Raw genomic sequence first — 24,637 nt, 5'->3', positions numbered from 1 at the left:
CTGGGCGCGGCGCGTCGGCCGACGCGCTCCCGGCCGACGCGCTCCCGGCCGACGCGCTCCCGGCCGCTACTCGCCGATGATCCAGCGCTGGTCGGCCCGACCCGGCTCGCACGGCGCGAGGACCAGCTCCTTGTAGACGCCGTTGTGCGTGACGCAGTGGTCGGTGTCGCCCAACTCGAACAGCCAGGTGCGGTAGCCGTCGTAGGAGCCGCCCACCCACCGCTGCTCCGCGGAACCGTCGCAGTCCCGCCCGGCCAGCCTGCCGCTGATCGAGGTCACGCACCAGCCGTAAGCCTTGCTCTTGATGGTGCCGTCGTCGGCGATGTACCACTTCTGGTTGTTCTCCCCGTGGTACGGGTGGGGGATGACCGGGAAGTCGGGGTCCCACGCCCAGTTGGTCTGGTCCCACACGTCGTCCACCCTGGTGTCGCTCCGGATCACCCACTCGTCCTGTCGGGTGTCGGGCTGGGCGGCGTTGGCGATCGGTGCGGCGAGCAGTGCCGAGGCGGCAACGGCGGCGGCGAGGATCCGTCCGAGTGTCATCAGCTCTTCCTTCCGGTGTCCGGGTTCGTGCGCACCGTCGAGTAAAAGCGCCGGCAGGGGCCCGCGAGCGGCGGAAAGACCATGGTGGTGGGAAATGACCCGGTCCGGTCGGAGCGGGCGTCGTCACGGTCACGGACACGGTCACGGACGCGGAGGGCGGTGACGCCCCGGGGTGGAAAGCCCTCACCCGATCCGGGGAGGGGCCCCGCTCGGAGCGCCGGGCCGCTCGGGCCCGGTGGCGGCTTGACAACCCCTCGGACCTTCCTGAACGGTGTTGCGGTGTCCTAGTTGACCAGAACAATTTGGAGGCGCCGGGTGGAGTTCCACGTCGACCGGGCCAGCGGCCTCCCCGCGTACCTCCAGCTGGTGCGCCAGGTCCGCGAGGCGCTGCGCCTGGGGTGGTTGGGGCCGGGCGACCGGCTGCCGACCGTGCGCGACGTCGTCGCGACCAGCGGGGTGAACGCGAACACGGTGCTCAAGGCGTACCGGGAACTGGAGATGTCCGGCCTGGTCGAGGCGCGCCAGGGGTCGGGCACGTTCGTGAAGGCGGGTCTCGGCTCGACCTCGCCCGAGGTGATGGCCGCGCTGCGGGCGCGGCTGGCCGTGTGGGTGGGCGAGGCGCGCGAGGCGGGGTTGGACGCCGAGGACATCGACGCCCTGGTGCGGTCGGTGCTGGCCAACGGGGAAGGGGTGGCGGTCGCATGACGACCGTGGTCGAACCTGTCGACACCACCGCGGTCGCGGTGCGCGCGCAGGGGCTGGGCAAGCGCTACAAGGACAGGTGGGCGCTGCGCGAGTGCGCGTTCGAGCTGCCCAGGGGGCGGGTGGCGGCGCTGGTCGGCGCGAACGGCGCGGGCAAGACGACGCTCATGACGGTCCTGTCGGGCCTGCTGCGGGCCGACGAGGGGTCGGTGGTCGCGGCCGGCCGGGTGGCGTTCGTGTCCCAGGACAAGCCGGTCTACCGGAACTTCACCGCCGCCGAGGCGCTGCGCCTGGGCGCGCGGCTCAACGTGGTGTGGGACGAGCCGCGCGCCCGCCGCTGGCTGGAGCGCTTCGAGGTCCCGCTGGACCGGGCGTGCGGGCGGCTGTCCGGCGGCCAGCAGGCGCAGGTGGCGTTCGCGCTGGCGGTCGGGTCCCGGCCGGACGTGCTGATGCTCGACGAGCCGCTGGCCAACCTCGACCCGCTGGCCCGCCGCGAGGTCACCGCCGAGCTGCTGGCCGAGGTCGACGAGACCGGCACGACCGTGCTGCTGTCCACCCACGTGGTGGCCGAGCTGGGCGGCGTGGCGGACTACCTGCTGCTGCTCGCGCACGGCAGGCTGCTCGCGGGCGGTGAGCTGGACGACCTGCTCGCCCGCCACGTCAGCTACACCGGTCCGCGCTCGGAGGTGCCGCCCGCGCTCGGCCGGGTGGTCGAGGCGCGGCACCGGGGCAACCAGTCGACGTTCCTGGTCGAGCTGCCCGAGGACCACCCGCGGCCGGTCGTCGCCGGGCCCTGGCGCGAGCGGCCGGTGACCTTGGAGGACTACGTGCTCGCGCAGCTCGCGGCCACCCGGAAGGGGTTCGGGGCATGACCCCCACCACCACGACCGCAACGACCACCACGACCGCCGAGGCCGTCGCCCCGGCGGCCACCCGCGCCCGCGTCGGCTGGGGCGACCTGCTCTGGCTGACCTGGCGGCAGCACCGCTGGACCGTCGGCGGCACGGCCGCGATCGCGGTCGGCCTGTCGGCGCTGGCGCTGGGCGTGGCCTGGCACGTCGAGGCCACCGGCCACGCGCGGCACTCGCTGCTGTTCGACGAGTACACCTACGACAGCGTGGCGCGGGCGCTGGCGCTCGCCCCGCTGATGACGGGCGTGCTGGTCGCGGTGTTCTGGGCGGCCCCGCTGCTGGCCCGCGAGTACGAGCAGCGCACGCACCTGGTGGTGTGGACCCAGGACCTGACCCCGGTCCGCTGGCTGACGGGCAAGGTCGTGCTGCTCGGCGCGGCGGCCGCGGGGCTGTCGGCGGGCCTCGGCGCGGCCGTGGTGGTGCTGCTGAACACCGTGAACGCGCACTCGGCCGCGGGGCAGCGGTTCGGGTCGTTCGACAGCGACGCGTTCGAGGTGGTGCCGCACGTCCAGGTCGGCTACGCGCTGTTCGGGTTCGCGCTCGGCCTCGCGCTCAGCGCGGTCACCCGCCGCACGGTGCTGTCCATGGGGCTCTCGTTCGGCGTGTTCTTCGTGGTCCGGGGCCTGGTGGCGAGCCTGTGGCGGCCCTACTACGCGACGCCGCTGCGCACCGCGATGCCGTTCGACCCGGTGGCGGGCGGATCGAGCGGGGACGTCTGGCCGGGCGTGGACCACCTGGTGGTGGACGTGGGCTACCTGAACGCGGCGGGCGCCGAGGTGGAGGTGTCCCACACCGCCTGCGCCACGCCGAACAGCGGCCCCGAGGAGTACGGGCGCTGCCTGGCCGACCAGGGCGTGGTCCAGCTGTTCGTCGACCACCACCCCCCGGACCGCGTGGTCCCCTTCCAGCTGGTCGAGCTGGGCGTCTACACCGCGTTCGCGGCCGGTCTGCTGGTGCTGACCTTCTGGTGGGTCAAGCGGATGCACCGGGTGTGACGAAGGGGGAGGTCCCGCACCTGCCGGGGGTGTGCGGGACCTCCTGTTTGTGCAGGTAGACTCACCGAACCGTGGACTCCCGTACTCGCCTCCCCGTAGTCGGCATGATCGGCGGCGGCCAACTGGCGCGCATGACGCACCAGGCCGCCGTCCCGCTCGGCCAGTCGCTGCGCGTGCTCGCCGAATCGGACTCCGACCCCGCCGCGCTCGTCGCCCGCGACGTGGAGCTGGGCGGGCACACCGACCTGGAGGCCCTGCGCGGGTTCGCCAAGTCCTGCGACGTCGTCACCTTCGACCACGAGCACGTGCCGCAGGAGCACCTGCGCGCGCTGGCCGCCGAGGGGGTCAAGGTCCTCCCCGGACCGGACGCGCTGGTGCACGCGCAGGACAAGCTGGTCATGCGGGTGCGGCTGGCCGGGCTGGGGCTGCCGGTGCCGCCGTTCGCCGAGGTGCGCGAGCCGGGCGACGTGCTGCGGTTCGGGGCCGAGCACGGGTGGCCGTGCGTGCTCAAGGCGGTGCGCGGCGGCTACGACGGCCGCGGCGTGTGGATGCTGAACACGCCGCAGAGCGCGCAGCGCGTGGTGCCCGAGCTGCTGGAGGCCGGCACGCCGCTGATGGTCGAGCAGTGCGTGCCGATGCGCCGCGAGCTGGCCGCGCTGGTCGCGCGCTCGCCGTTCGGGCAGGGCGCGGCCTGGCCGCTGGTGCAGACCGTGCAGCGGGAGGGCATCTGCGTCGAGGTGCTGGCGCCCGCCCCCGACTCGGACGGCCTGACCGAGCGGGCCCAGGAGCTGGCCCTGACCGTGGCCGCGGAGCTGGACGTGGTCGGGCTGCTGGCCGTGGAGCTGTTCGAGACCGCCGACGGGCTCGTGGTCAACGAGCTGGCGATGCGGCCGCACAACTCCGGCCACTGGACCATCGAGGGCGCGCGGACCTCGCAGTTCGAGCAGCACCTGCGCGCCGTGCTGGACTACCCGCTCGGCGCGACGGACCTGGTCGCGCCCGCCGTGGTGATGGCCAACGTGCTCGGCGCGCAGTCCCCGCCGGAGATGGGGCCCGACGAGCGGCTCCACCACCTGTTCGCCCGGTTCCCCGACGCGCGCGTGCACCTGTACGGCAAGGCGGAGCGACCGGGGCGCAAGATCGGCCACGTGACCGTGCTCGGTGAGCGGATGGACGAGGTGCGGCGGCGGGCGGGGCTCGCCGCGCACTGGCTCTCCGACGGCGTGTGGCTGGACGGGTACGACATCCACGGGGGGCAGCGGTGACGCAGGTCGGCGTGATCATGGGCAGCGACTCGGACTGGCCGGTGATGGGGGCCGCCGCCGAGGCGCTGGCCGAGTTCGGCGTGCCGTACGAGGTCGGCGTGTACTCGGCGCACCGCACGCCGCAGCGGATGCTGGACTACGCGGCGTCGGCGGCGTCCCGGGGGCTGAAGGTGATCATCGCCGGGGCCGGTGGCGCGGCGCACCTGCCGGGCATGGTGGCCTCGGCGACGGTGCTGCCGGTGATCGGCGTGCCGGTGCCGCTGAAGTACCTCGACGGGATGGACTCGCTGCTGTCGATCGTCCAGATGCCGGCGGGCGTGCCGGTGGCCACCGTGTCGGTCGGCGGCGCCCGCAACGCGGGCCTGCTGGCGGTGCGCGTGCTGGCAGCGTCCGACCAGGTGCTGGCCGGGAGGATGGCGGAGTTCCAGGAGGCCCTGGCCGACCTCGTGCTGGAGAAGGACGCGGCCCTGCGGGCTGTTGCGGACGGCACAGCGGACAGGGGCGTGAACGCGCGCTAACATCCTGGTAGAGGCCCTACCGGGAGGTAACTTAACGTGGACCCGAGCTTCGGTACCTACCAGCTCGCCGAGGAGCACGAGGAGCTGCGGTCGGCGGTCCGCTCGCTGGCCGACAAGGAGGTCGCGCCGCACGCGGCGGACGTGGACGAGCGGGAGCGCTTCCCCTCCGAGGCGCTGGACGCCCTGGTCAAGTCGGGTTTCGCGGCCGTGCACATCCCGGAGGTCTACGACGGTCAGGGCGCCGACTCGGTGGCCACGTGCATCGTGATCGAGGAGGTGGCGCGCGTCTGCGCGTCGTCCTCCCTCATCCCGGCGGTGAACAAGCTGGGCACCATGCCGATCCTGCTGGCGGCGTCCGAGGAGCTGAAGCGGCAGGTCCTGCCGTCCATCGCGAGCGGCGCCGCGATGGCGTCCTACGCGCTGTCCGAGCGCGAGGCGGGCTCCGACACGGCGTCGATGCGCACCAGGGCCAGGCTCGACGGCGACCACTGGGTGCTCAACGGGTCCAAGTCCTGGATCACCAACGCGGGCGAGTCGACCTGGTACACCGTGATGGCGGTGACGGACCCGGACGCGCCGAAGAAGTCGCAGGGCATCTCGGCGTTCGTGGTGCACCGGGACGACCCCGGCTTCGTGGTCGGGTCGAAGGAGCGCAAGCTCGGCATCAAGGGCTCCCCGACCCGGGAGATCCACTTCGAGGACTGCGCCGTCCCGGCGGACCGGATCATCGGTGAGCCCGGCACCGGTCTGAAGACCGCGCTGCGGACCCTGGACCACACCCGGCCGACCATCGGCGCGCAGGCGGTGGGCATCGCGCAGGGCGCCCTGGAGCAGGCCATCGCCTACACCAAGGAGCGCAGGCAGTTCGGCCGCGCGGTCTCCGACTTCCAGGGCGTGCAGTTCATGCTGGCCGACATGGCGATGAAGGTCGAGGCGGCCCGCCACATGGTCTACGTGGCGGCGGCGAAGGCGGAGCGGGGCGAGCCGAACCTGGGCTTCATCACGGCGGCGGCGAAGTGCTTCGCGTCCGACGTGGCCATGGAGGTGACGACGAACGCGGTGCAGCTGTTCGGCGGGGCGGGGTACACGCGGGACTTCCCGGTGGAGCGGATGATGCGGGACGCGAAGATCACGCAGATCTACGAGGGGACCAACCAGGTGCAGCGGGTCGTGATGTCGAGGGCGCTGCTCAAGGGCTAGGTCGGCTGGTTTTGTCGCGGCCTGGAGGTGCCTGGTCTTCATGATCAGGCCGCCTCCGGGCCGTGATCTTGAAAGCCGAACACCCGTCGACCGCCTTCCGCGCCCATTTGTGACTGGCAGGGCTGCGGAGGGTGAAGCCGGTGGCAGACGGTTGCGTCAACGCGGAGAGGCCACGTGGCCGGAGAGGCAATGCTGCTCAGTGTCTTCCTGCGGCAGCGCCAATGCAGGGTGTCGCACCCTCTGTGAGGCGTGCGGCCGCATCACTGAGCAGCTCGACCACACCCTGACCGGCTGCTGAAACTGAATGTTGGTACATGAAATCAACAAGCGCTGAGGTCGGCCAATCGAACGCTTGCGTCGAAGCCTTCGTCGAAACCGACCTGGTCTTTGGGCGCTTGAGTCCATGTGGGTGTGAAGCCGCCGGTCTTGTGCACTGCTGATCGAGCGATGACCAGAGCACGCTCAAGTGCTTCGCCGTCACTCTCCGCGTCGATGGCCATCGAAATGGTCACCTGGCCCGTGGTCAACGTGGCAGTGAGATCGGGGTCGACGGCACCTGGCTCGTCCATGAGCACGTCCATCAGCTCTTCGAGGTGCGCCTCCAGCACTTCAACGTCCACGTCGCCGGTTCCTGTGCGCACACGAGTACGGAGTTCGGTCCAGTACCTCTTCACTCGCCACCCTCCTTCCAGCAGGTATCGCGCCTCAACTTTCCCTTGAGGTTCATGAGATAGCGAGGGTCCGAAGGTGTGATGTGGACAGTCTTCCAGTGCTTTTCTGGACACGGACAGTAACATTTCCAGTACTTGCCACGTACTACCCTCCAACCCTGCTGTTCAAGATCGTCCAGCAGGTCTCGGATCTCGCCGGTTACCCCGACCACTCTTGTACGCCTCCTGTACTAGCTGTCGGCAGTACATCGAGCGGAGCAAAGGGCTTCGTTTCGACTATGCACTAGACCACCTGATCGGGGTACAGGTCGTCCCAGTCAGTAGACCCCTGGTTGCATATCGTTACATCTGACCTACCCGGCGTGTTCGTTCATGGCGCATGCCTGTGTAACCAAGTCGTGCCTGACCATGGTTTCGTTACTGTGGTGTACCCGGCGTTGGTGCACGTCAACCGCTTGAGCGTCGCTGCGGCTGACGAAAGGTCTTGACTTGATCTACTCCTGAGCTCGGCTGCGCGGAGCCGAGGTGCGCCGCCGTCGGTGCCGCACGGGCCTGTTGTACTGACACCGAGGTGGCATCCACCCCGGCTTGCCGGGCCCACTTCGTTCGCGTCTGGCCGCCGGGTTGGCACTCCTCCGAACGGGCGAGGCGCCGCACCACCGACGGCAGGGGATGGGGCAAGGGCTGCCGGTGTACGCGGTCAAGCCGGTCACATGGCGGGTCATTGCTTGCCGGTAGCGGTGACCGCCTGCCGTGACGGATTTGTCGCCGAATCGGTGAGCTGTTGGGAGCACTCTCGATGAGCGCGGGATATTACGTCGTGCTGCTCGCATGCCGTTGGATTTCAGGGGGTGCCGAGAATAGTCGAAAACTATCGAGAGGTGGGCCGGTGGAGGAAGTGCTGTTTTGGGTCATCCGGAATGTTTGCTTTTGTTCGGATAAGAGGTCATTTAGACCTGTGAAAGGCCGGCCGGATTAAGCTGGTTGTGATATCGTGAACGCTGCTCAAGGGGTGGGTTCGGGTCACGGCACGACCGGAGAGACCTCGGGGACCGTTCTTCCGGGAAACCACGACGGGACCGCTGAGCGGAGGTCCGCTGTCGCCGTGCTCGCCGCCGGGACCAGGAGGCCGGACCGGTCCTGTCGAGCCGCTGTGGAGTCCCTGTCGGGTGTCTGTCGACCCAGGTCAAGTCGTTGAAGGTTCATATAGCTTGCGGAGGTCGGTCGAACACGAAGGGGAGTCGTCAATGATCAAGGACGTGGCCGCGCTCATCGGGCGCACCGGGCTCGGCGTGGTGTTCATCGCGCACGGCTGGCAGAAGGTCGTCGAGTCGGGGATGGACGGCACGGCCGCCGGGTTCGCGGCGATGGGGGTGCCGTTGCCCACGCTGTCCGCCTGGTTCACCGCGGTCGTCGAGCTGGTCGGCGGCGCGCTGCTGATCCTCGGCGTGGCCACGCCGGTGGTCGGCGCGCTGCTCGCGTTCGCCATGCTCGGCGCGCTGCTCGCGTTCGCCATGCTCGGCGCGCTGGTCATCGTGCACCTGCCCAACGGCCTGCTCGGCCAGGGCGGTTACGAGTACGTGCTCGTGCTCGCGGCGGCCTCGCTGGCCATCGGGTTCAACCCGGGCTCGCTCTCGGTCACCCGGCCGGCGCGGGCGAGGCAGCCGCAGCCCGCCTGACCGCCGGCGGTCCTCCCGCCTCCTCCCGGGAGCGGGGGCGGGGGCGGGAAGACCGGCCGGGTCCTAGCCGACGAGGTCGAGGGTGGTCTGCTCGGCCACGCGGCGCGCGGGGAGCAGGTCCGGCGTGGCGCTGCTGCACTGCACCAGGGAACCGCCGCCGGCCAGCACGGCGAGGAAGCCGTTGAGCAGACCGTCCGGCAGGGACCAGTCCAAAGTGGACAGGACGCGCGAGGTGGTGGTGATGCCCAGCGTCTCCGCGCGGTGGTGCGCCTCCTGGACCACCTCGTCCACAGTGGACTTGAGCAGGGCGTGGGTCGAACCGGGCACCGGCTCCCACGGCGCGAAGTCGTCGCCGAACACCCGGATCTCGTCGTTGTAGTCCACGGGCGCGCCGCTGCCCAGGCCCATCGGGTGCAGCGACACCACCGCCGTCACCGGGGCGCCGGGCGCGTCGGCGCCGGGCGCGTCGGCGCCGGGCGCCACGAGCGCCACCTTCGCGCCCGCCGGGTCGTCCGTCACCGCCGCGCCGCACCACCACGCGCCGAGCAGGACGCCGGCCGTCTGCCAGTGCGCGGGCAGCAGCACCGCCACCGGGTCGCCCGGCTCCACGTCGTGCTCGTCGCGCAGCCAGTTCGCCGTCTTCGCGGCCCAGTTCCGCACGGTCGCCCGCGACAGCTCCACCCGGGTGCCCGCGGCGTCGTCGTAATGGGTGATCAGGGGACGGCCGGGGTTCGCCGCGAACAGGGGCGCGAACAGGGCATCCGTGACGGTCATGGATCAACCATGCCACGCCGGCCGGTCCGGGGCTCGCAGGACCCGGGCCCGGCGCCCTCAGTCCACGCAGGGCGGCCCCTGGAGCGCCACCCGCGCCCGCCCGTCCAGCGCCACCCGCCCACCCCCGCCGAAGCCCTGCGTGGTCGTCGGCGCCGGGGTGGTGGTGGTCGGCGTCAGGGTGGTCGGCGGCGGCGTCCGGGTGGTCGTCTTCTCGCCCAGCACCTGCGCCACGAACGCCTTCACCTGCGCGGGATCGACCGTCACGACGCTCTGCCCGCGCTCGTTGGGGACCCCCAACCCGGTCACCGGGATGGTCGCGAACTCCACGTTCCCGCCCGCCAGCCCCCGCGCCTGCGCCGCGAACGTGGCCAGGTCGAACCCCTCGTCCACCACGACCGACCTGTTCACCGCGTCCAGCAGCCCCGACAGCCGCGCCGGGTCGGCCAGGGTGCCCGCCGACAGCAGCTTCGACATGGCCGCCGACATGAACACCTGCTGCCGCGTGATCCGGCCGAGGTCGCCGTTGGGGATGTTCTTGCGCTGCCGCACGAACGACAGCGCGTCGCCGCCCGAGATGGTCTGCACGCCCGCCGCGAAGTCCGCGCCCGAGTCCGGGTCCGAGGTGGGCGCCCGCAGGCACACCTCCACCCCGCCGATGACCTCGGTGAGCAGGTAGAACCCGTAGAGGTTGACCTCCGCGTAGTGGTCCACCCGCACCCCGGTCAGGTCCTGCACGACCTGCACCAGCGCCCGCCGCCCGGCCTGGTCGCCCTGCCGGGACCGCTCCTCCAGCGGCACGCCCTCCGACGCCAGCCGCTCCATGGTGCGCAGCTTCGTCAGGCCGTACGCGCCGTTGATCTTCTCCTCGCCGTACTCGGGGAGGGTGACCCAGGTGTCGCGGGGGATGGACACGGCGTGCGCCTGGCCGCCGTTCTCGGGCACCCGCAGCACGATGATCGTGTCCGTGTTGAGCGTGTCGGTGGCCTCGGTGCGCAGCCGCCGCAGCACGTCGTCCGGCAGCGGCCGGCCGTGGGCGTCGGTGCGGCTGTCGCTGCCGACCACCAGGATGTCGGTCGCGCCGTCCTCCACCGGCGGCGCGTTGGGCACGTCCTGGAGCACCTCCAGCACGTCGGTCTTGTTCACGCTCTCCTCGACCCGCTGGAGCGTGGCCCAGCCGTACCCCGACGTCGCCAGCACGACCGCGGACAGCACCACCAACAGCGTGCGCCCGATCACCACCGCGGCCTTCACCGGCGTTCCTCCCGACCCTCGCGTCCGTCCGTTCAGGCTAACCACCCTCGGCCGGTCGGACGCCCGGGTTCACCAGGAGGTGGGTTCAGTTCACGCAGACCACGCCGTCGGCGGTGATCGGCGGGGTGGAGCTCGGCGCGGACGACCCCGTCGACTCGGTGCCGCCCGCCGCTGCCGGGTCGGACTGCCCCGGCGGCGAGTAGTCCGCGCCGACGTGCACCTCGACCTGCCCCCGTGGCACCGTGTCGTCCTCGACGGCCTCGGCGTTACCGCCCAGGGCCGAGATCACCTGCTCGGCGCTCGCCAGCTCGCCCGGCGCGTGCCGGACCACGGACGTCTCGGCGTAGGTCCCGGTCGCGGCCCCGCCGTCGTCGAAGCCCCGCTCCACCAGGATGTCCAGCACGGTGGCGGCCAGCCGGGAGACCCCGGCCGCGTTGAACACGCGCACGGTGATCGCCGAGTTCGGCGGCGCGGCGGCGGTGGTGGTGGTCGACGCGGACGGAGACGAGGACGTCGGCTCGGCGGCCAGGCCCTTGATGAACTGGCGCACCTGCGCCGGGTCGACCGGCAGCACGTTGCCGTCGCTCCACGTGTCCGTCGGGGGACCCACCGGGATCGTGCGGAACTGGATGTTGCCCGACACCAGGCCCTGCATCTGCTCGGCGAACTCGGTGATGTTCCACCGCTCGCTGAGCACCACGGACTTCTTCACCGCGGTCACCAGCCGGTCGAGGCTGTCGAAGTCGGTCAGCGTGCCCGTGGACAGCACCTTCTGGGCCAGCGCGCCGATGAACACCTGCTGCCGCACGATCCGGTCCAGGTCACCGCCCGGCAGCCCGCCGCGCTGCCGGACGAACGACAGCGCCTGCGCGCCGGAGACGGTCTGCCTGCCCGCGCGGAAGTCCGCGCCCGAGTCCCGGTCGCTGGTGTCGGCGTTCAGGCACACCTCGACGCCGCCGATGGCCTTGGTCACCTCGTAGAAGCTGGCCAGGTTGACCTCGGCGTACCGGTCGATGGTCACCGCGCCGCCGGTCAGCCCCTCGACGGTCTTGATCAGGGTGCGGCGGCCGGCCTGCATCGACTCCCGCTCGATGCGCGCCTCGTCGGTCACGCCCTCCGCGCGCAGCTCCTGCGCGGTCTCGTTGCGCTGCCGGGCCATGGCCGAGTTGAGCTTGTGCTGACCGAACCCGTCGGCGATCTCCACGTACGAGTCGCGCGGGAACGAGATGGCCACCGCGCGGGTGCCGTCCTGGGGCACGTGCACCAGGATCATCGTGTCGGTGTTCAGCGTGCCGTCCGCCACCCCGCCGTTGAGCAGCGCCAGCACCTCGTCCGACAGCGGGTTGCCCTGCGCGTCGGTGCGGCTGTCCACGCCGACCAGCAGGATGTCCACCGCGCCGTCGAGCGGCTTGCGGGCCACGCCCTCGGTCTGCTCGGCCACCGAGGAGGAGATCACGTCGGTCGTCGTCATGCCCTCGTCGATGCCGCCCAGGTGGTACCAGCCGTACCACGTGACGACGAGCACGACCGCCGACAGGAGCGCCAGCAGTGAACGCCCGGTGAGCACGAGCACACGCAGAGCAGCCGGTCCACCGGCCGCCTTGGGCGGACGCACGTCCACTTGCCCTGCCTCCCCCGGGTGCTTGACCGCTGGTCAAGGTTGATGACGGGCGGGTGAGCCTCGCCCCACTTTTCCCTGTATACGGGAGACGCTGTAACAACGTGGTGGGTTGCACTGTTATCAACCGTGACAGACTTCGTCACCCGTACCGCCATTAGGAGGAACCGAGCATGCGCGTACTGGTAACGGGTGGGGCCGGGTTCATCGGCTCGCACTACGTGCGGGAGTTGGTGGGCGGCTCGTACCCGGCCTACGCCGACGCCGAGGTGGTGGTGCTGGACAAGCTCACCTACGCGGGCAGCGAGGCCAACCTGGCGCCGGTCGCCCACAGCCCGCGGCTGCGCTTCGTCCGGGGTGACATCTGCGACCGCGAGCTGGTCGTGGACGTCATGCGCGGCGTGGACGTGGTGGTGCACTTCGCCGCCGAGTCCCACGTGGACCGTTCGATCAACGGCTCGGCCGACTTCGTGCTGACCAACGTGCTGGGCACCCAGGTGCTGCTCCAGGCCGCGCTGGAGGCCGGGGTGGCCAAGTTCGTGCACGTCTCGACGGACGAGGTCTACGGCACCATCGACGAGGGCTCGTGGACCGAGGAGCACCTGCTGGAGCCCAACTCGCCCTACGCGGCCGCCAAGGCGTCCTCGGACCTGCTGGCCCGCTCGTTCCACCGCACCCACGGCCTGCCGGTGTGCATCACGCGGTGCTCGAACAACTACGGTCCGTACCAGTTCCCCGAGAAGGTCATCCCGCTGTTCGTGACCAACCTCGTGGACGGCCGCAAGGTCCCGCTGTACGGCGACGGCCTCAACGTCCGCGACTGGCTGCACGTGGACGACCACTGCCGGGGCATCCAGCTCGTGCTGGAGGGCGGCCGGGGCGGCGAGATCTACAACATCGGCGGCGGCACCGAGCTGACCAACCGGGAGCTGACCGAGCGCCTGCTGGTCGCCACCGGCCGCGACTGGGCCTCGTCCGTGGAGCCCGTCGAGGACCGCAAGGGCCACGACCGCCGCTACTCGGTGGACATCTCCAAGATCAGCGCCGAGCTGGGCTACGCGCCCCGGGTCGACTTCGCCGAGGGCCTCGCCGCCACCGTCCGCTGGTACCGGGAGAACCGGGCCTGGTGGGAGCCCCTCAAGCAGCGCGTGGCGCTGGCCGGCTGATGGCGCTCGCACTCCTGGTCCCCGGCGGTCGCGGTCAGCTGGGGCACGACATGGTGGCCGTCGGGCCCGCGGACGGGCTGGTGCGCGCGCCGTCGTCGGCGGAGCTGGACGTGACCGACGACACGGCGGTGGCCGACGCGGTGGCGGACTTCGCCGCGTTGGCGCGCGGGTCCGGGCTGCGGCCGGTGGTGGTCAACGCGGCGGCCCACACGGCCGTGGACGCCGCGGAGACCGAGGAGGACCGGGCGTTCGCGATCAACGCGCGGGGGCCGGCCTCGCTGGCGCGGTGGTGCGCCGAGCACGACGTGCCGCTGCTGCACGTGTCGACCGACTACGTGTTCCCGGGCGACGGCACGCGGCCGTACGAGCCCTCCGACGAGACGGGGCCGCGCTCGGCGTACGGCCGCACGAAGCTCGTGGGGGAGCAGCGGGTGCTCGCCACGTGGGAGCGCTCGTGGGTGGTGCGCACCGCGTGGGTGTACGGGCAGCACGGGTCGAACTTCGTGAAGACCGTGGCGCGCCTGGCCGGGTCGCGCGACACGCTGTCCGTCGTGGACGACCAGGTCGGGTCGCCGACGTGGTCGCTCGACCTCGCGCGCGGGCTGGTGTCGCTGGCCTCGCTGGTCGTCGACGGCGGTCCGGCCCGGCGGGTGCTCCACGCCACGAACGACGGCGAGACCACGTGGTGCGGGTTCGCGCGGGCGGTGTTCGAGGAGCTGGGCCTGGACCCGGCGCGGGTGCTGCCGGCCAAGACCGACGACTTCCCCCGCCCGGCGCGGCGGCCCGCCTACTCGGTGCTGTCCGGCAAGGCGTGGGAGGAGGTCGGCCTGCCGCCGCTGCGGCACTGGCGGGAAGCGCTGTCCGCGGCGGTGGCGGCGCGCGCGGTGCCCTGAGCCGCCGCGCCGGCGCCCCGACCGGGGTTCCGGCGCACACCGCCACGCGCGGCGGTCGGGCTCGCCGTTGGCGCCGAGGGGCCGGTTCTGGTGCGGTGTCCCGGTGGACACCGTCACCCTGGCCGAACGCCCCGATCTGGCGTCGGCGACCTACGACATCCCCTACCCGCCCGACTCGCCCGCGTTCATGCGGGGCGACCTGGCGTCGCTGCTGATCCGGGGGCGGCGGGTGGTCCGGCGGTGGCCGCACCTGGTGGTGGCGGCGCTGGAGGACGGGCGGCCGGTGGCGCGGGGGATCGTGGTGCCGTACTCGTCGGCGGGCCGGGAGCCCCTGCCCTCGGGCTGGGACGAGGCGGCCGTGTGGACGGCCGAGGACGCCCTCGACGGGGTGCCCTGCGACGCGGCGTGCGCGCTGGAGATCGCCGTGCACCCCTCTCGCGCGGGGCGCGGGCTGTCGTCGGTGGTGCTGGGCGCGATGAGGGCGGCGGTGCGCGCGGCCGGGCTGACCTCGCTGGTGGTTCCGGTGCGACCGCCGGACAAGGCCGCGGAGCCCGCCGTGCCGATGGCGGAGTACGCGGCGCGGGTGCGGGCGGACGGGCTGCCCGCGGACTGGTGGCTGCGGACGCACGTGCGGGCGGGCGGCCGGGTCGAGGGGGTCGCCGCGTGCTCGTCGACCGTGTGCGCGCCGCTGGACCGGTGGCGGGCGTGGACCGGGCTGCCGTTCGACCGGGACGGGCCGGTGCTGGTGCCGGGCGCGCTGGCGCCGGTGCACGTGTCGGTCGCGCACGACCACGCGGTGTACGTGGAGCCCAACGTGTGGGTGCGGCACCGGGTCTGAACGCAGCCGGGTGTGAACGCAGCCGGGTGTGAACGCCGCCTGCCGGTCCACCCCTCGTCGGTTCAGCCGTCCGCCGGGGCGGGGTACTCCGCGTGCACGTCGCCGCCGAACAGCCGCCAGTAGAACCCGTTCATCCGCGCGGCGGCGGGCGCGTGCCGGGCCACCACCGCGGCCACGGCCGGCGGCACGTCCCCCGGGACGTGGCCGGCGGCGCACCGGCGCACGTACTCGTTGCGCGCGACCGGGGGTCCGTCCTCGACCGGGACCCCGCACACCGAGGTCACCAGCCAGTTGACCAACCGCATGGCGGCGTAGTCGGCGTCGTGCCCGGCGTTGCGCCGGACGAACTCCCGCTCGGCCGCCGACAGCTCGAAGCGCGGCGAGGTGGCCAGGCCGAAGTCGGTGAGGTAGAGCCGCTCGCCGTCGGTGCGCACGTTGCCGAAGTGCCCGTCCAGGTGCAGCAGCCGGTGCTCGCGGAGGAACGCCACGACGTCCGCCAGCTGCCGCTCCACCGCCTCGGCCTTGCCCGCCGGGTCCTCGCGCAGCCAGTCGAGCGCGGGCAGGGGGACGTACTCGCAGAACAGCACCAGGCTGCACGGCGCGGCGGCCAGCGCTTCGAGGCGGGCGCGCACCGCCGGGGACCCGTCCATCAGGGCCACGACCGCGTCCACGTCGGCGTGCTCGGCCGCCACGGGCGGCCGGCCGGGGAGCACCCGCCAGTGGTGGAGCAGCGGGAACGAGCCCGTCCCGCCGGCCAGCACGGCGTCGGTGACGACCAGGTTCGCGGCCAGCTCGCGCCACGCGGTGAACCCCGGGCCGCCGATGCCGTAGTGGCAGAAGAGCGGCAGGTCGAACAGGTTCGCGGTGGAGCGGGGCCGGGCCAGCTCCACCCCGGTCAGCGGGACGCGCTTGACGAACACCGGCGTGCCGTCGACGTCGAGCACCGCCGAGCCGCCGCCGATGCCGACGTCGCCCGCCCCCGCCGCGTCGACGAGCGCGGCCAGCTCCGCGTCGTCGCACGACGCGAGCAGGGCGGAGAGGTGGTGGTGCCGGGCACGCCTGCCGGTCGACGTCGACATGCCCCGATCATGCCCCGATCGCGTCCGGCGGGTTCAGGCTTCCCGCCACCGCAGGGTGGTGGGCCGCTGCCCGGTGGCGAGGAAGTCCTTCAGCGCGGCGGCCAGGACCTCGACCGGCACGCCCGAGCCCGCCGGGAAGTCGACGTACTCCGAGCGGAGCCCCGGCGAGCCCGGGTCGCCCTCCGGCGTCGACTGGTCGTGCTCCGGGTCGGCGTAGGCGAGGTAGCCGCGGCCGTCGTGGACGGCGGCGACCACGTCGTGGTCGGGGAGCTCGGCGCCGCCGGGCGCGCCGAGCAGGCCCTCGGTGTCGGTGACGAGGTCGCGGTCGTGGTGTTCGAGGACGGCGGGTCCGGCGCCGGGCTCGGCGAGGCGGGACAGCAGCGCGTCCACGTCCTCGGGCGCGCCAGCGGTCAGCGTGTCGGCGACATCGGAGCCGGCGTCGGGGTCGTTCGGGTCGGAGATCGGCCACACGGCCGTGAAGCTCATGCGCGGCATCATGGCAGCGGCTGCGGTGCGTGACCACCCGAGGGGTGGTGTTGCGCTATTGGGGTAGGAGTGGTTGCCGGGACTGGTTTCGCCTTCGCGGACTGCGTGATCCTGTCCCGCATGGCCGAGCCCTCGACAGGTGCGTCCGCGCCCCGCTCCGACAGCGAGCGCCGGAGGTTCCTGCGTCGCGTGTGCGCCCTGACCGGGTCGAGGCAGGTGTCCTGGGGCGTGGTGAAGGTCCCGGAGCGCCCCGGGCGGGGCTCCTCCTAGCAATCCTGGGAAGCCGGGTCACCGACCGGCCGCCGGGTCACCGACCGGCCGCGATCCGGTACGCCTCGACCGTCCGCTCCGCCGTCTTCCGCCAGGTGAACCCGGAGGCGTGGGCCCGCCGCGCCGCCTGGTCGGCCGGTCCACCCGGCGTCTCCACCGCGTCCACCACGGCCTGCGCCAACGCCTCCACGTCGCCGACCGGCACGTGCACCGCGTGCCCGTCGGCCACCTCGCGCAGCGCCGGCACGTCCGTGCACACCACGGGCACGTCGCAGGCCAGCGCCTCCAGCACCGGCAGCCCGAAGCCCTCGTCCCGCGACGGCAGCACCAGCGCCGCCGCGCCGGCCACCACGCTGCGCAGGTCCACGTCGTTGAGGTAGCCGGTGCGCAGCACCCGGTCGTCCGCGGCCCGGACGCCCGGTCCCGCCAGCACCAGCGGCGGCAGCTCCGGGCGCGCCGCGTGCGCCGCCACCAGCGTCCCCAGCCCCTTGCGCGGCCCACCGGCCCCCACGAACAGCAGGTACTCCGAGGGCAGCCCCAACCGGGCCCGCAGCGCGTCGGACGGCGGCCGGGCCGCGAACCACGCCGGGTCCACGCCCAGCGGGGTCACCACGATCTTGTCCGGGTGCACCCCCAGCCGCTCCGCCACCACCGACGCCACCGCGCGGGTCGGCGTGCACACGACGTCCGCGCGGGACGCCGACCGCTGCACCAGCTCGGGCAACCGCCGGTCGGACGGGGGCAGGTCGCCGGGCGCGTCGAGGAACGCCAGGTCGTGGATCGTCACCACGCCGCCGGCCCGCAGCGCGGGCGGCAGCACGAAGTTCGTCCCGTGCATCACGTCGGTCGTCCCGGCCAGGAACTCCACCGGCGGGAACGGCCCCCGCAGCCACAGCTGCCGCAGCAGCCGCGCCGCCACCGGCAGCCCGCGCGCCACCACGTCGTGCGGCAGCACGGTCCGCAGCGCCCGCCACCCGCGCAGGGTGAACGCCACCGCCCGCACCTGCACCGCCGGCATCGACGCCAGCTCCTCGGCCAGCGCCGCCGTGTAGCGGCCGATGCCGGTCCGGTCCCCGAGCAGGGGGGTGCCGTCGATCAGCACCCGCAGCGGCCTAGCCACGGCCGCGCAACTTCTTCAGCACCCGGCCGGTCGCCCGGCGCGCGACCTCGCCCGGACCGCCCGCGTCCAGGTACTCCCTCACCAACCGCACGTCGCGCAGCACCCTCTCCTTCTTGGCCAGGGGCCGGTTGCGCACCAGGGGTGACGCCCCGGGCAGCCGGTCGGCGGCGGGCCGGGGGTTGCGGCAGAACTCCACCAGCGGCGCGAGCACGTTCTCCCAGGTGAACCGCTCCCGCACCACGGCGATCCGCTCGGCGCAGGCCGCGGCGAACTCCGCGTCGTAGAGCACCCGCTCCAGCGCGTCGGCCAGCGCCACCGGGTCCTCCGACGGCACGACCACGCCCAGGCCCTCGCGCCGCACCAGGTCGGCGAACGAGTCGCCGTCCGTGGTCACGATCGGCAGCCCGGCCCACAGGTAGTCGAGCACGCGGGTCCGGAACGCGAACGTCGTCTCCACGTGCTCGTAGTGCGTGGTCACGCCCGCGTCCGAGTCCAGCAGCCAGTTCTGCCGGTCCTGGTAGGGCACCCACGTCTCGTTGAAGAACACGTGCGAGCCGACCAGGTCGAGCCGCCGGGCCAGCGACCGCGTCTGCCCGGTGATGCCCATGTCCGGCACCTCCGGGTTGGGGTGCTTCATGCCCAGGAACACCAGCCGCACGTCCGGCCGGGTGCCCCGCAGCCGGTCCACGGCCCGCACCAGCGTCAGCGGGTCGAACCAGCTGTAGACGCCGCCCGCCCACAGCACGACCTTGTCCGACGCGGGCAGGCCCAGCTCCGCCCGCAGCCCGGGTCCGGTGCGCTGCGGCGGTTTGCCGGGCAGGCCGAACGGGACCTCGGCGAGCAGCGACCGCGTGGTGCGGTCGTGGTCGTACAGCGACGGCGTGAGCCTGCCCAGCGCCGTCAGGTGGCCGAGCCAGAAGTGCCGCTGCCGCTCCGAGGCGCACAGGAAGAAGTCGCCGCGTTCGAGCTGGTTGTTGAGCACCCGGGTGACGGCGGTCAGGTCGGCCGCCCGCTTCTCGTCGGTGTCGTCGCGGCTCTGCTCCAGCAACTCCAGGTGCATCGGGTCGTAGACGTCGCAGACGACGACCTTGGTGGAGCCCGCCTCCTTGAGCTTCGGCGCGAACTCCAGCGCGTGGCCCTGGAGGATCACCACGTCCGCCCAGTCGACCTGCGGCTCCAGGTCGCGGCGCGCCACCCGGAGCACGCCGAACGGCGCTTCGGGCGGGTCGCACACGGGGTTGACCGTGACCAGCCGCACCTCGTGCTCGCCCGCCAGCACGTCGGCCATGTGCCACGCCCGGATCGCCGGTCCGGCCATCCGGGCGGAGATCACGTCGCCGGTCAGCACCAGCACCTTGCGCGGCTTGCCGAACACCTCGTCCAGCCCGAACACGTCCACCAGCACGTCGTGCGCGGCGAGGTAGCGGGGCAGCGGGTACGCGGGCTCCAGCGCCTTGCGCATGAGCGGCACGAGGTCGGTGTCCGTCACCCGGCGCGCGGCCTGCTCGACCTGGCGCGACCTCGCCAGCGACGGCAGCAGCTCCACGAACTGGTCGACGGCCAGGAACCCGGCCAGCGCCTGCCGCGGCACGGGCACGGGCGCGAGGTCGTCCGCCGGGTCGGCCGGTCGGCGGGGAATCTCCAGCTGGGTCGGGTCCAGCTCGCCGCGCGCGGTGGCCCGGCGGACCACCAGGGCCAGCGCGGCGGGCAGCACGCGCGCCAGCGTCTCGTCGGAGAAGTTCTTGTAGAGCGCGGCCAGGGCGTTGCGCTCCAACAGGTACAGCTCTCGGCTGCTGTCCACTTCGGACATCGACGCGTGGTGCTTGTGGAACGTCAGGGAGGTCGGCTCGTAGCGGACGCGCCAGCCGCGCAGGTTCATCCGCCAGCCGAGGTCGACGTCCTCGTAGAACATGAAGAACCGCTCGTCGAACCCGCCCAGCTCGCGGAACACCGAGGCCCGCGCCACCAGGGCCGAGCCGGTGCCGAACAGCACGTCCCGCGGCGCGTCGTGGCTGCCGTCGTCGGGCTGCCCGGCGTGGCGCTTGTAGCCCATGCCGAACCAGGTCAGGCCGCCGTCGACGAAGTCGACCGCCTTTCCGTCCCAGTCGAGCACCTTGCTCGCGACCGCGCCCACGGCCGGCTCGTCGCGCAGCACCCGCACGGCCGCGCGCAGCCAGTCCCGGTGAGGTCTGGCGTCGTTGTTGAGGAACGCGACGACCGTGCCGCGGGCGTGCTCGACGCCGAGGTTGCAGCCGCCCGCGAACCCGAGGTTGGCCGGTGCCTCGACGACGACCGCCCGCGGCTCGGCGGCCCGGATGGCGTCGGCGCCCCCGTCGCCCGAGGCGTTGTCCACCACGACGACCTGGAGCTTGTCGACCGGGTAGTCCAGCTCCCCGTACAGGGCGCGCAGGCACGTCTTGGTGTCCTCGGCCCCGCGGTAGTTGACCACGATGACCGACACGTCGGGCAGGCTCGCTCGCTCCACGCGCTAACTCTGCCTCATCACGCTCCGCAGCGGGGCGTCACCGTGGCCTACGCCTCGGTAACCCCGTCCTGGGCCGGCTTCGACTCGGTGTCCTCGGGCGGGGCGGACGCGGGCACCCCGTCCCGGTGCCACTCGACGGTGATCTTGATGTGGGCCTCGGCGGTGGACTTGGCGATGCCGAACGCGCCGCTCAGACCCGCTTTGAGCCCGATCTCCACGGCCACCTTGTCGGGACGGGGCGGCGGCATGTCGGCGACCTTGGCGGCCACCACGCGGGCGACGTGCCGGGCCCGCTCGACACCCTGTTCCAGGGTTTCCTGGACCCGGTCCCAGTTCCGGCCGGCCCGGACGGGGCCGTCGTACTCGTCGGTCTCGAACGGCACCAGCTCGCCGTCCTCGGTGCGCACCTCGACGTACTCGGTCACTTCGCTCCTCCGCAGACGTCACCGTCGAAAGCCCCGGTCGGCGGTTCGCCGGGGTCCAGTTCCAGCCCGCTGCGCTCCACGAGGGCGCAGACGCGGGCGATCCACCCCTCCGGGTCGCCGGGCTCCAGGCTCCTCGGGTGGGCGTCCGCGACGAGCACGGGCCCGGCGGGCACGTCCAGGTTCTCCACGGGCGCGTCGCCCCACCACGCGTCCCGCCGCCACAGCTGCGTGATCCCGACGCCGTCGCGGCCGACCCGGGTGATCTCCACCTCATCGGGGTCGTCGCGGAACCGCAGGGGGAAGCGGACCGGGAGCGGGTCCACCGGCACCGGGAGGACGTCGACCTGCTCGCCGCTCCCGAGGTCGAACACCCGCACGGCGCCCTCGCGGACCACCGCGACCACCTCGCCGTCCCGGTGCACCGCCAGGTCGCCCACCGGACCGGGCACGAACCCGGAGTCGATCTCCCGGCCGCCGGTGATCGAATAGCGGCGGAGGCGGTCGCGGGTCGCCACGACCAGGACGTCGGCGGCCGCCGCGACGGCGTACGGGGAGTCGACCGCTCCGGCGATCCTGCCGATCGGCGCCCCGGAGCGCGCGGCCAGGACGTCCAGCACACCGCCGCGCCACACCGCCACGCGGTCGGCGTCGAGGAGGAACGCCTCCTCGGCACCCCGACCCAGCTCCGCGAGCGGGGCGAGGTCGGGCAGGTTCCGCACCGCGGTGCCGTGCTCGCCGATCAGGACGACGGTCCTGGAGTCCGGTGAGACGGCGGGGTGCCGCCCGGGGGACAGGGCGCCGTCCCGGTGCGCGACGAGCGCGCGGTCGGCGGTCCGCCACACCTCGATCCGGCCGCCCGGCCCGGTGATCAGGACGTGGGCGCCGTCCGGGGTGGCCCGGAGGCCGTCGGCCCGCCGGAACGCCTGGTCCAGCGCGTCCGGCGGCGGCACCCGGACGACCAGGAACGCGCCCGGGTAGCTCATCAGGACCTGGTACCCGCCGGAACGCCCCGGCGTGACCGCCTCGACCTCGCCGCCCGCCGGCACGAGCGTCCTCAGCTCGTCGCCCCCGTCACCGGCGGCGAGCCGGAGCAGGGCCGACCCGGCCCGGTCGGCCACCTCCACGACCGCCCACGCCCGTCCGTCGGAGCCGGACACCGGGGGCTCGGTCCCGGCGCACGGGAGGCCCCCGGTGGACACGCGCGCCAGCTCCCGGCCGGTCGACGCGCCCCGCGCCGACCAGGTGTCCCGGTCGCAGCGGAACGCCACGGGCTCGGACCACGCCGCCACCACCCGGAAGTCGGCGCCGTCCAGGTCGCGGACGCCGGCGGCGGACAGCAGGCCGTGACCCCGCTCGCGGTGGAGCAGCACCTCGCTCGTCGGCAGGAGGTCCAGGAGCCCCGACCCCTCGGGCACGGCCAGGGTGGTCGAGGTGCCCGCCGCCAGGTCGACCACGTGCACCTCCGCCCTGTTGTCGGTGTGGGCGAGCCACCGGCCGGTGGGATCGGCCAGGACGGCCGAGGCCCGCGCGTCGATGGTGCGCACGACGTCGCCGGTGCGCCCGTCGCGGAGTCGGATCGGGTTCCCCGCCTCGGCGAGCAGGTCGTTGCCCACCCACGTGACGTCCCCCTCCGGGGCGGCCAGGACCACCCGGGTCACCGGCGAGGTCGTCAGGTCCAGCAGCTCGGACGTCGTCCCGTCGCCGGTGGTCAGGACCCGTTCCCCGTCGGGGCTGGGCATCCCGAACCCCGGGACCACCACCTCGGCGTGGCGCAGGGAGCGGGACAGGGCGTGCAGGGCCTCCCTGGTGTCCAGCCGGTCGGCGGTCAGCTGGGCGCGCAGGGTCTTGTCGAGCCGGTTCGCGAAGGACGTGGTGGACACGTCGTGGCCGGACAGGACGTCCGCCGCGCTGTTCGCCCCGGCCTCGTCGCGCTGCCCGGCGAACCGGGGGACCAGGTAGCCGAGCGAGGCGACCAGACCCACCACCAGGACCACCACCGCGGCCCGCACGCCGACCCGCCTGACCAGGCCCCGGGTCCCGGCCCTGACGAACCGCCGCTGCCGCTCGGTCAGCTCGTGCGCCTGTCGCCGCGCCCGCCGCAGGTCCCCGCCGCGCGGCAGCAGGCCGCGTTCCCGGGTCTCCTCCCACCGGGCGGCCTGCCGGTCCAGCCCGTCCTGCCACAGCCGGAACGCGCGGGCCTCCTCCACCCACCCCCGCAGCCGGTCCCAGTGCCGGACCAGCGCCTCGTGGGCCAGCTCCACGCCGTCCGGGCCGAGCGTCACCAGCCGGGTCCGGGCCAGCTCCGGCGCGAGGGGTCCCACCTGCTCCGCCGGCACCACCCGCCGCACGTACCCGCCCTCCGGCAGCGGGCTGACCAGCTGGACCAGGGCCCGGCGCACCTCCTCGGGGTCGAACCGCCGCCACACCCGCTCCGCGTAGGTCGACACCGCGCCGCCGACCCCGCCCAGCTCCCGGTACGCGGCGTGGGTCAGCACACCGCGCTCCTGCCGCTCCCACAGCAGCGTCAGCGCGAACTCCAGCAGCGGCAGCGGGTTGCGCTCGCGCTCCACGTCCGCCAGCAGCACGTCGACCAGGCCGGGTTCCAGGACGGGCGTGCCCGGCTCCCGGAGCGGGCCCTCGACGACCTCGCGCAGCTCGTCCGGGTCGGGGGTGGCCAGGGTGGCGGTGCGGCGGACCAGCCGGGGCCCGGACCGGGGATCGGCCAGCAGGTGGTCCAGCGGGCCGCCCGTGGTGGTGACCACCAGGTCCACCCGCGGCGCGCGGTGGTGGGACTCGGCCACGTCCAGCAGCGCGGCCAGCAGGTCGGTCGACGCCTCGGGGAAGCGCGCCAGGGCCTCGTCGAACTGGTCGACGACGAGCGTGAAGCGGCGGGGGCCGGCGCGGCGGGCGACCACGTCCTCGACCCGGTCGGGGGAGACTTCCTCGACGCCCAGGGCGGTGGCCAGGGCGCTCCACGGCGAGCCGCCGGCGGCGGGCCGGACCACGACGTGCTCGCCGAGGCCGGGTAACAGCCCGGCCAGGACCAGCGACGACTTGCCGCAGCCGGACGGCCCGGTGACCACCAGGACGCCGTCGCGGTCGAGCTGTTCCCGCAGCTCCGCGACCTGCCGCGCGCGGCCGAAGAAGACGTCGGCGTCCTCCGGCCGGAACGGTTCCAGGCCGCGGAACGGGTTCGGCAGGCCGGTGGCCAGCGCGGGCCACGCGTCGTGCAGGGTCGCGCCGGACAGGGCGTAGCCGATGCGCTGACCCTGGAGCGCGTCGACCTCGACGACCATGCCGATGACCGCGCCCAGGTCGTCGTCGATCACCGGGCCGCCGCTGAACCCCCGCAGCATCGGCACGCCGCGCGCGTCGTCCTCGACGTGGAGCCGCCCGCCGCCGATCGCGCCCCGCACCACGCCCCGCGACCACAGGCCGTGCGGGCGGCCGTCCGGCACGCCCAGCGTGCGCACCCGGTGGTCGCGGACGTCGTCCACGGCCACCACGCGCACCGCCCTCGCCCCCTCCGGCGTGCGGTCCAGCTCCAGGCCCACCAGGTCGACGCCCTCGGGGCGGTGCACCACGCGGGCCCGCGCCGTGCCGCCCGCGATCGGGAAATCGACCTCGAACTCCTCGGCCACCACGACGTGCGCGCAGGTCACGGCCAGGTCGTGGCCGACCAGGAAGCCCATGCCGACGGGCTCGCCGTCGCGGAGCACCCGCAGCAACGCCCGTTCGACCACGCCGA

General features: G+C 73.4%; 21 protein-coding genes. 10 read left to right on the top strand and 11 right to left on the bottom strand.

Annotated features, from left to right (window positions below; genetic code table 11):
• Positions 1-66: 66 nt before the first annotated feature.
• Complete coding sequence (locus ACFP3R_RS34615) at positions 67-543, bottom strand: ricin-type beta-trefoil lectin domain protein (protein WP_380642669.1); 477 nt, start codon at positions 541-543, stop codon at positions 67-69.
• Between the two features lie 315 nt (positions 544-858).
• On the opposite strand from ACFP3R_RS34615, the gene ACFP3R_RS34610 reads away from it, so the two are divergent.
• The 6 genes from ACFP3R_RS34610 (at position 859) to ACFP3R_RS34585 (ending at position 6,134) form a co-directional block, all read left to right on the top strand.
• Positions 859-1,248, top strand: coding sequence for a GntR family transcriptional regulator (locus ACFP3R_RS34610; RefSeq protein ID WP_380642667.1), 390 nt, complete (start codon positions 859-861; stop codon positions 1,246-1,248).
• Entirely contained in the window at positions 1,245-2,117 is an 873-nt protein-coding gene (locus ACFP3R_RS34605) for an ATP-binding cassette domain-containing protein (protein WP_380642665.1), read from the top strand. Before ACFP3R_RS34610 ends, ACFP3R_RS34605 begins: the two co-directional genes overlap by 4 nt.
• Complete coding sequence (locus ACFP3R_RS34600; RefSeq protein WP_380642663.1) at positions 2,114-3,151, top strand: ABC transporter permease subunit; 1,038 nt, start codon at positions 2,114-2,116, stop codon at positions 3,149-3,151. Before ACFP3R_RS34605 ends, ACFP3R_RS34600 begins: the two co-directional genes overlap by 4 nt.
• Before the next feature lie 71 nt (positions 3,152-3,222).
• On the top strand, positions 3,223-4,416 hold the full coding sequence (locus tag ACFP3R_RS34595) for a 5-(carboxyamino)imidazole ribonucleotide synthase (RefSeq protein ID WP_380642661.1): 1,194 nt from the start codon (positions 3,223-3,225) through the stop codon (positions 4,414-4,416).
• On the top strand, positions 4,413-4,934 hold the full coding sequence (gene purE, locus ACFP3R_RS34590; RefSeq protein ID WP_380642659.1) for a 5-(carboxyamino)imidazole ribonucleotide mutase: 522 nt from the start codon (positions 4,413-4,415) through the stop codon (positions 4,932-4,934). The genes ACFP3R_RS34595 and purE overlap by 4 nt, the downstream gene beginning before the upstream one ends.
• Positions 4,935-4,970: 36 nt before the next feature.
• Positions 4,971-6,134 (top strand): acyl-CoA dehydrogenase, encoded by a 1,164-nt coding sequence (locus ACFP3R_RS34585; RefSeq protein WP_380642657.1) that lies wholly within the window; start codon positions 4,971-4,973, stop codon positions 6,132-6,134.
• 320 nt (positions 6,135-6,454) lie between these two features.
• Here the strand turns inward: ACFP3R_RS34585 and ACFP3R_RS34580 are convergent, their stop codons facing one another.
• Positions 6,455-6,754, bottom strand: a complete 300-nt coding sequence (locus ACFP3R_RS34580) for a hypothetical protein (protein WP_380642655.1) — start codon at positions 6,752-6,754, stop codon at positions 6,455-6,457.
• Positions 6,755-8,052: 1,298 nt separating this feature from the next.
• On the opposite strand from ACFP3R_RS34580, the gene ACFP3R_RS34575 reads away from it, so the two are divergent.
• Positions 8,053-8,484: a DoxX family protein gene (locus ACFP3R_RS34575; RefSeq protein WP_380642653.1), complete on the top strand. Its 432-nt coding sequence runs from the start codon at positions 8,053-8,055 to the stop codon at positions 8,482-8,484.
• A gap of 63 nt (positions 8,485-8,547) precedes the next feature.
• Here the strand turns inward: ACFP3R_RS34575 and ACFP3R_RS34570 are convergent, their stop codons facing one another.
• The 3 genes from ACFP3R_RS34570 to ACFP3R_RS34560 form a co-directional block, all read right to left on the bottom strand.
• Positions 8,548-9,258, bottom strand: coding sequence for a TIGR03089 family protein (locus ACFP3R_RS34570; protein ID WP_380642651.1), 711 nt, complete (start codon positions 9,256-9,258; stop codon positions 8,548-8,550).
• A 57-nt stretch (positions 9,259-9,315) separates the two neighbouring features.
• A complete protein-coding gene (locus ACFP3R_RS34565; protein ID WP_380642649.1) occupies positions 9,316-10,509 on the bottom strand; it encodes an LCP family protein in 1,194 nt (397 codons plus the stop codon).
• Positions 10,510-10,594: 85 nt separating this feature from the next.
• A complete protein-coding gene (locus ACFP3R_RS34560) occupies positions 10,595-12,130 on the bottom strand; it encodes an LCP family protein (RefSeq protein ID WP_380642647.1) in 1,536 nt (511 codons plus the stop codon).
• 170 nt (positions 12,131-12,300) lie between these two features.
• On the opposite strand from ACFP3R_RS34560, the gene rfbB reads away from it, so the two are divergent.
• From rfbB to ACFP3R_RS34545, 3 genes are all read left to right on the top strand, one after another.
• A complete protein-coding gene (gene rfbB, locus ACFP3R_RS34555; protein ID WP_380642645.1) occupies positions 12,301-13,293 on the top strand; it encodes a dTDP-glucose 4,6-dehydratase in 993 nt (330 codons plus the stop codon).
• Positions 13,293-14,186, top strand: coding sequence for a dTDP-4-dehydrorhamnose reductase (gene rfbD, locus ACFP3R_RS34550; RefSeq protein ID WP_380642643.1), 894 nt, complete (start codon positions 13,293-13,295; stop codon positions 14,184-14,186). The genes rfbB and rfbD overlap by 1 nt, the downstream gene beginning before the upstream one ends.
• Positions 14,187-14,289: 103 nt before the next feature.
• Complete coding sequence (locus ACFP3R_RS34545; protein WP_380642641.1) at positions 14,290-15,024, top strand: hypothetical protein; 735 nt, start codon at positions 14,290-14,292, stop codon at positions 15,022-15,024.
• 62 nt (positions 15,025-15,086) lie between these two features.
• Here ACFP3R_RS34545 and ACFP3R_RS34540 read toward each other — a convergent pair whose 3' ends face one another.
• From ACFP3R_RS34540 to ACFP3R_RS34515, 6 genes are all read right to left on the bottom strand, one after another.
• Positions 15,087-16,103, bottom strand: a complete 1,017-nt coding sequence (locus ACFP3R_RS34540) for a protein kinase family protein (protein ID WP_380642639.1) — start codon at positions 16,101-16,103, stop codon at positions 15,087-15,089.
• 33 nt (positions 16,104-16,136) lie between these two features.
• Positions 16,137-16,589: an Imm1 family immunity protein gene (locus tag ACFP3R_RS34535; protein WP_380642637.1), complete on the bottom strand. Its 453-nt coding sequence runs from the start codon at positions 16,587-16,589 to the stop codon at positions 16,137-16,139.
• 307 nt (positions 16,590-16,896) lie between these two features.
• Positions 16,897-17,979: a glycosyltransferase family 4 protein gene (locus tag ACFP3R_RS34530; protein ID WP_380642635.1), complete on the bottom strand. Its 1,083-nt coding sequence runs from the start codon at positions 17,977-17,979 to the stop codon at positions 16,897-16,899.
• Complete coding sequence (locus ACFP3R_RS34525) at positions 17,972-20,464, bottom strand: glycosyltransferase (protein WP_380642633.1); 2,493 nt, start codon at positions 20,462-20,464, stop codon at positions 17,972-17,974. Before ACFP3R_RS34525 ends, ACFP3R_RS34530 begins: the two co-directional genes overlap by 8 nt.
• A gap of 47 nt (positions 20,465-20,511) precedes the next feature.
• Positions 20,512-20,889: a CU044_2847 family protein gene (locus ACFP3R_RS34520; RefSeq protein WP_380642631.1), complete on the bottom strand. Its 378-nt coding sequence runs from the start codon at positions 20,887-20,889 to the stop codon at positions 20,512-20,514.
• On the bottom strand, positions 20,886-24,632 hold the full coding sequence (locus tag ACFP3R_RS34515) for an nSTAND1 domain-containing NTPase (RefSeq protein ID WP_380642629.1): 3,747 nt from the start codon (positions 24,630-24,632) through the stop codon (positions 20,886-20,888). Before ACFP3R_RS34515 ends, ACFP3R_RS34520 begins: the two co-directional genes overlap by 4 nt.
• Between the last annotated feature and the right edge of the window lie 5 nt (positions 24,633-24,637).

Source organism: Saccharothrix lopnurensis (assembly GCF_042658445.1).
Classification (GTDB): Bacteria; Actinomycetota; Actinomycetes; order Mycobacteriales; family Pseudonocardiaceae; genus Actinosynnema; species Actinosynnema lopnurensis.
The sequence above is the reverse complement of the archived record's forward strand: the minus strand, read 5'-3'. Positions and strand labels throughout refer to the sequence as shown.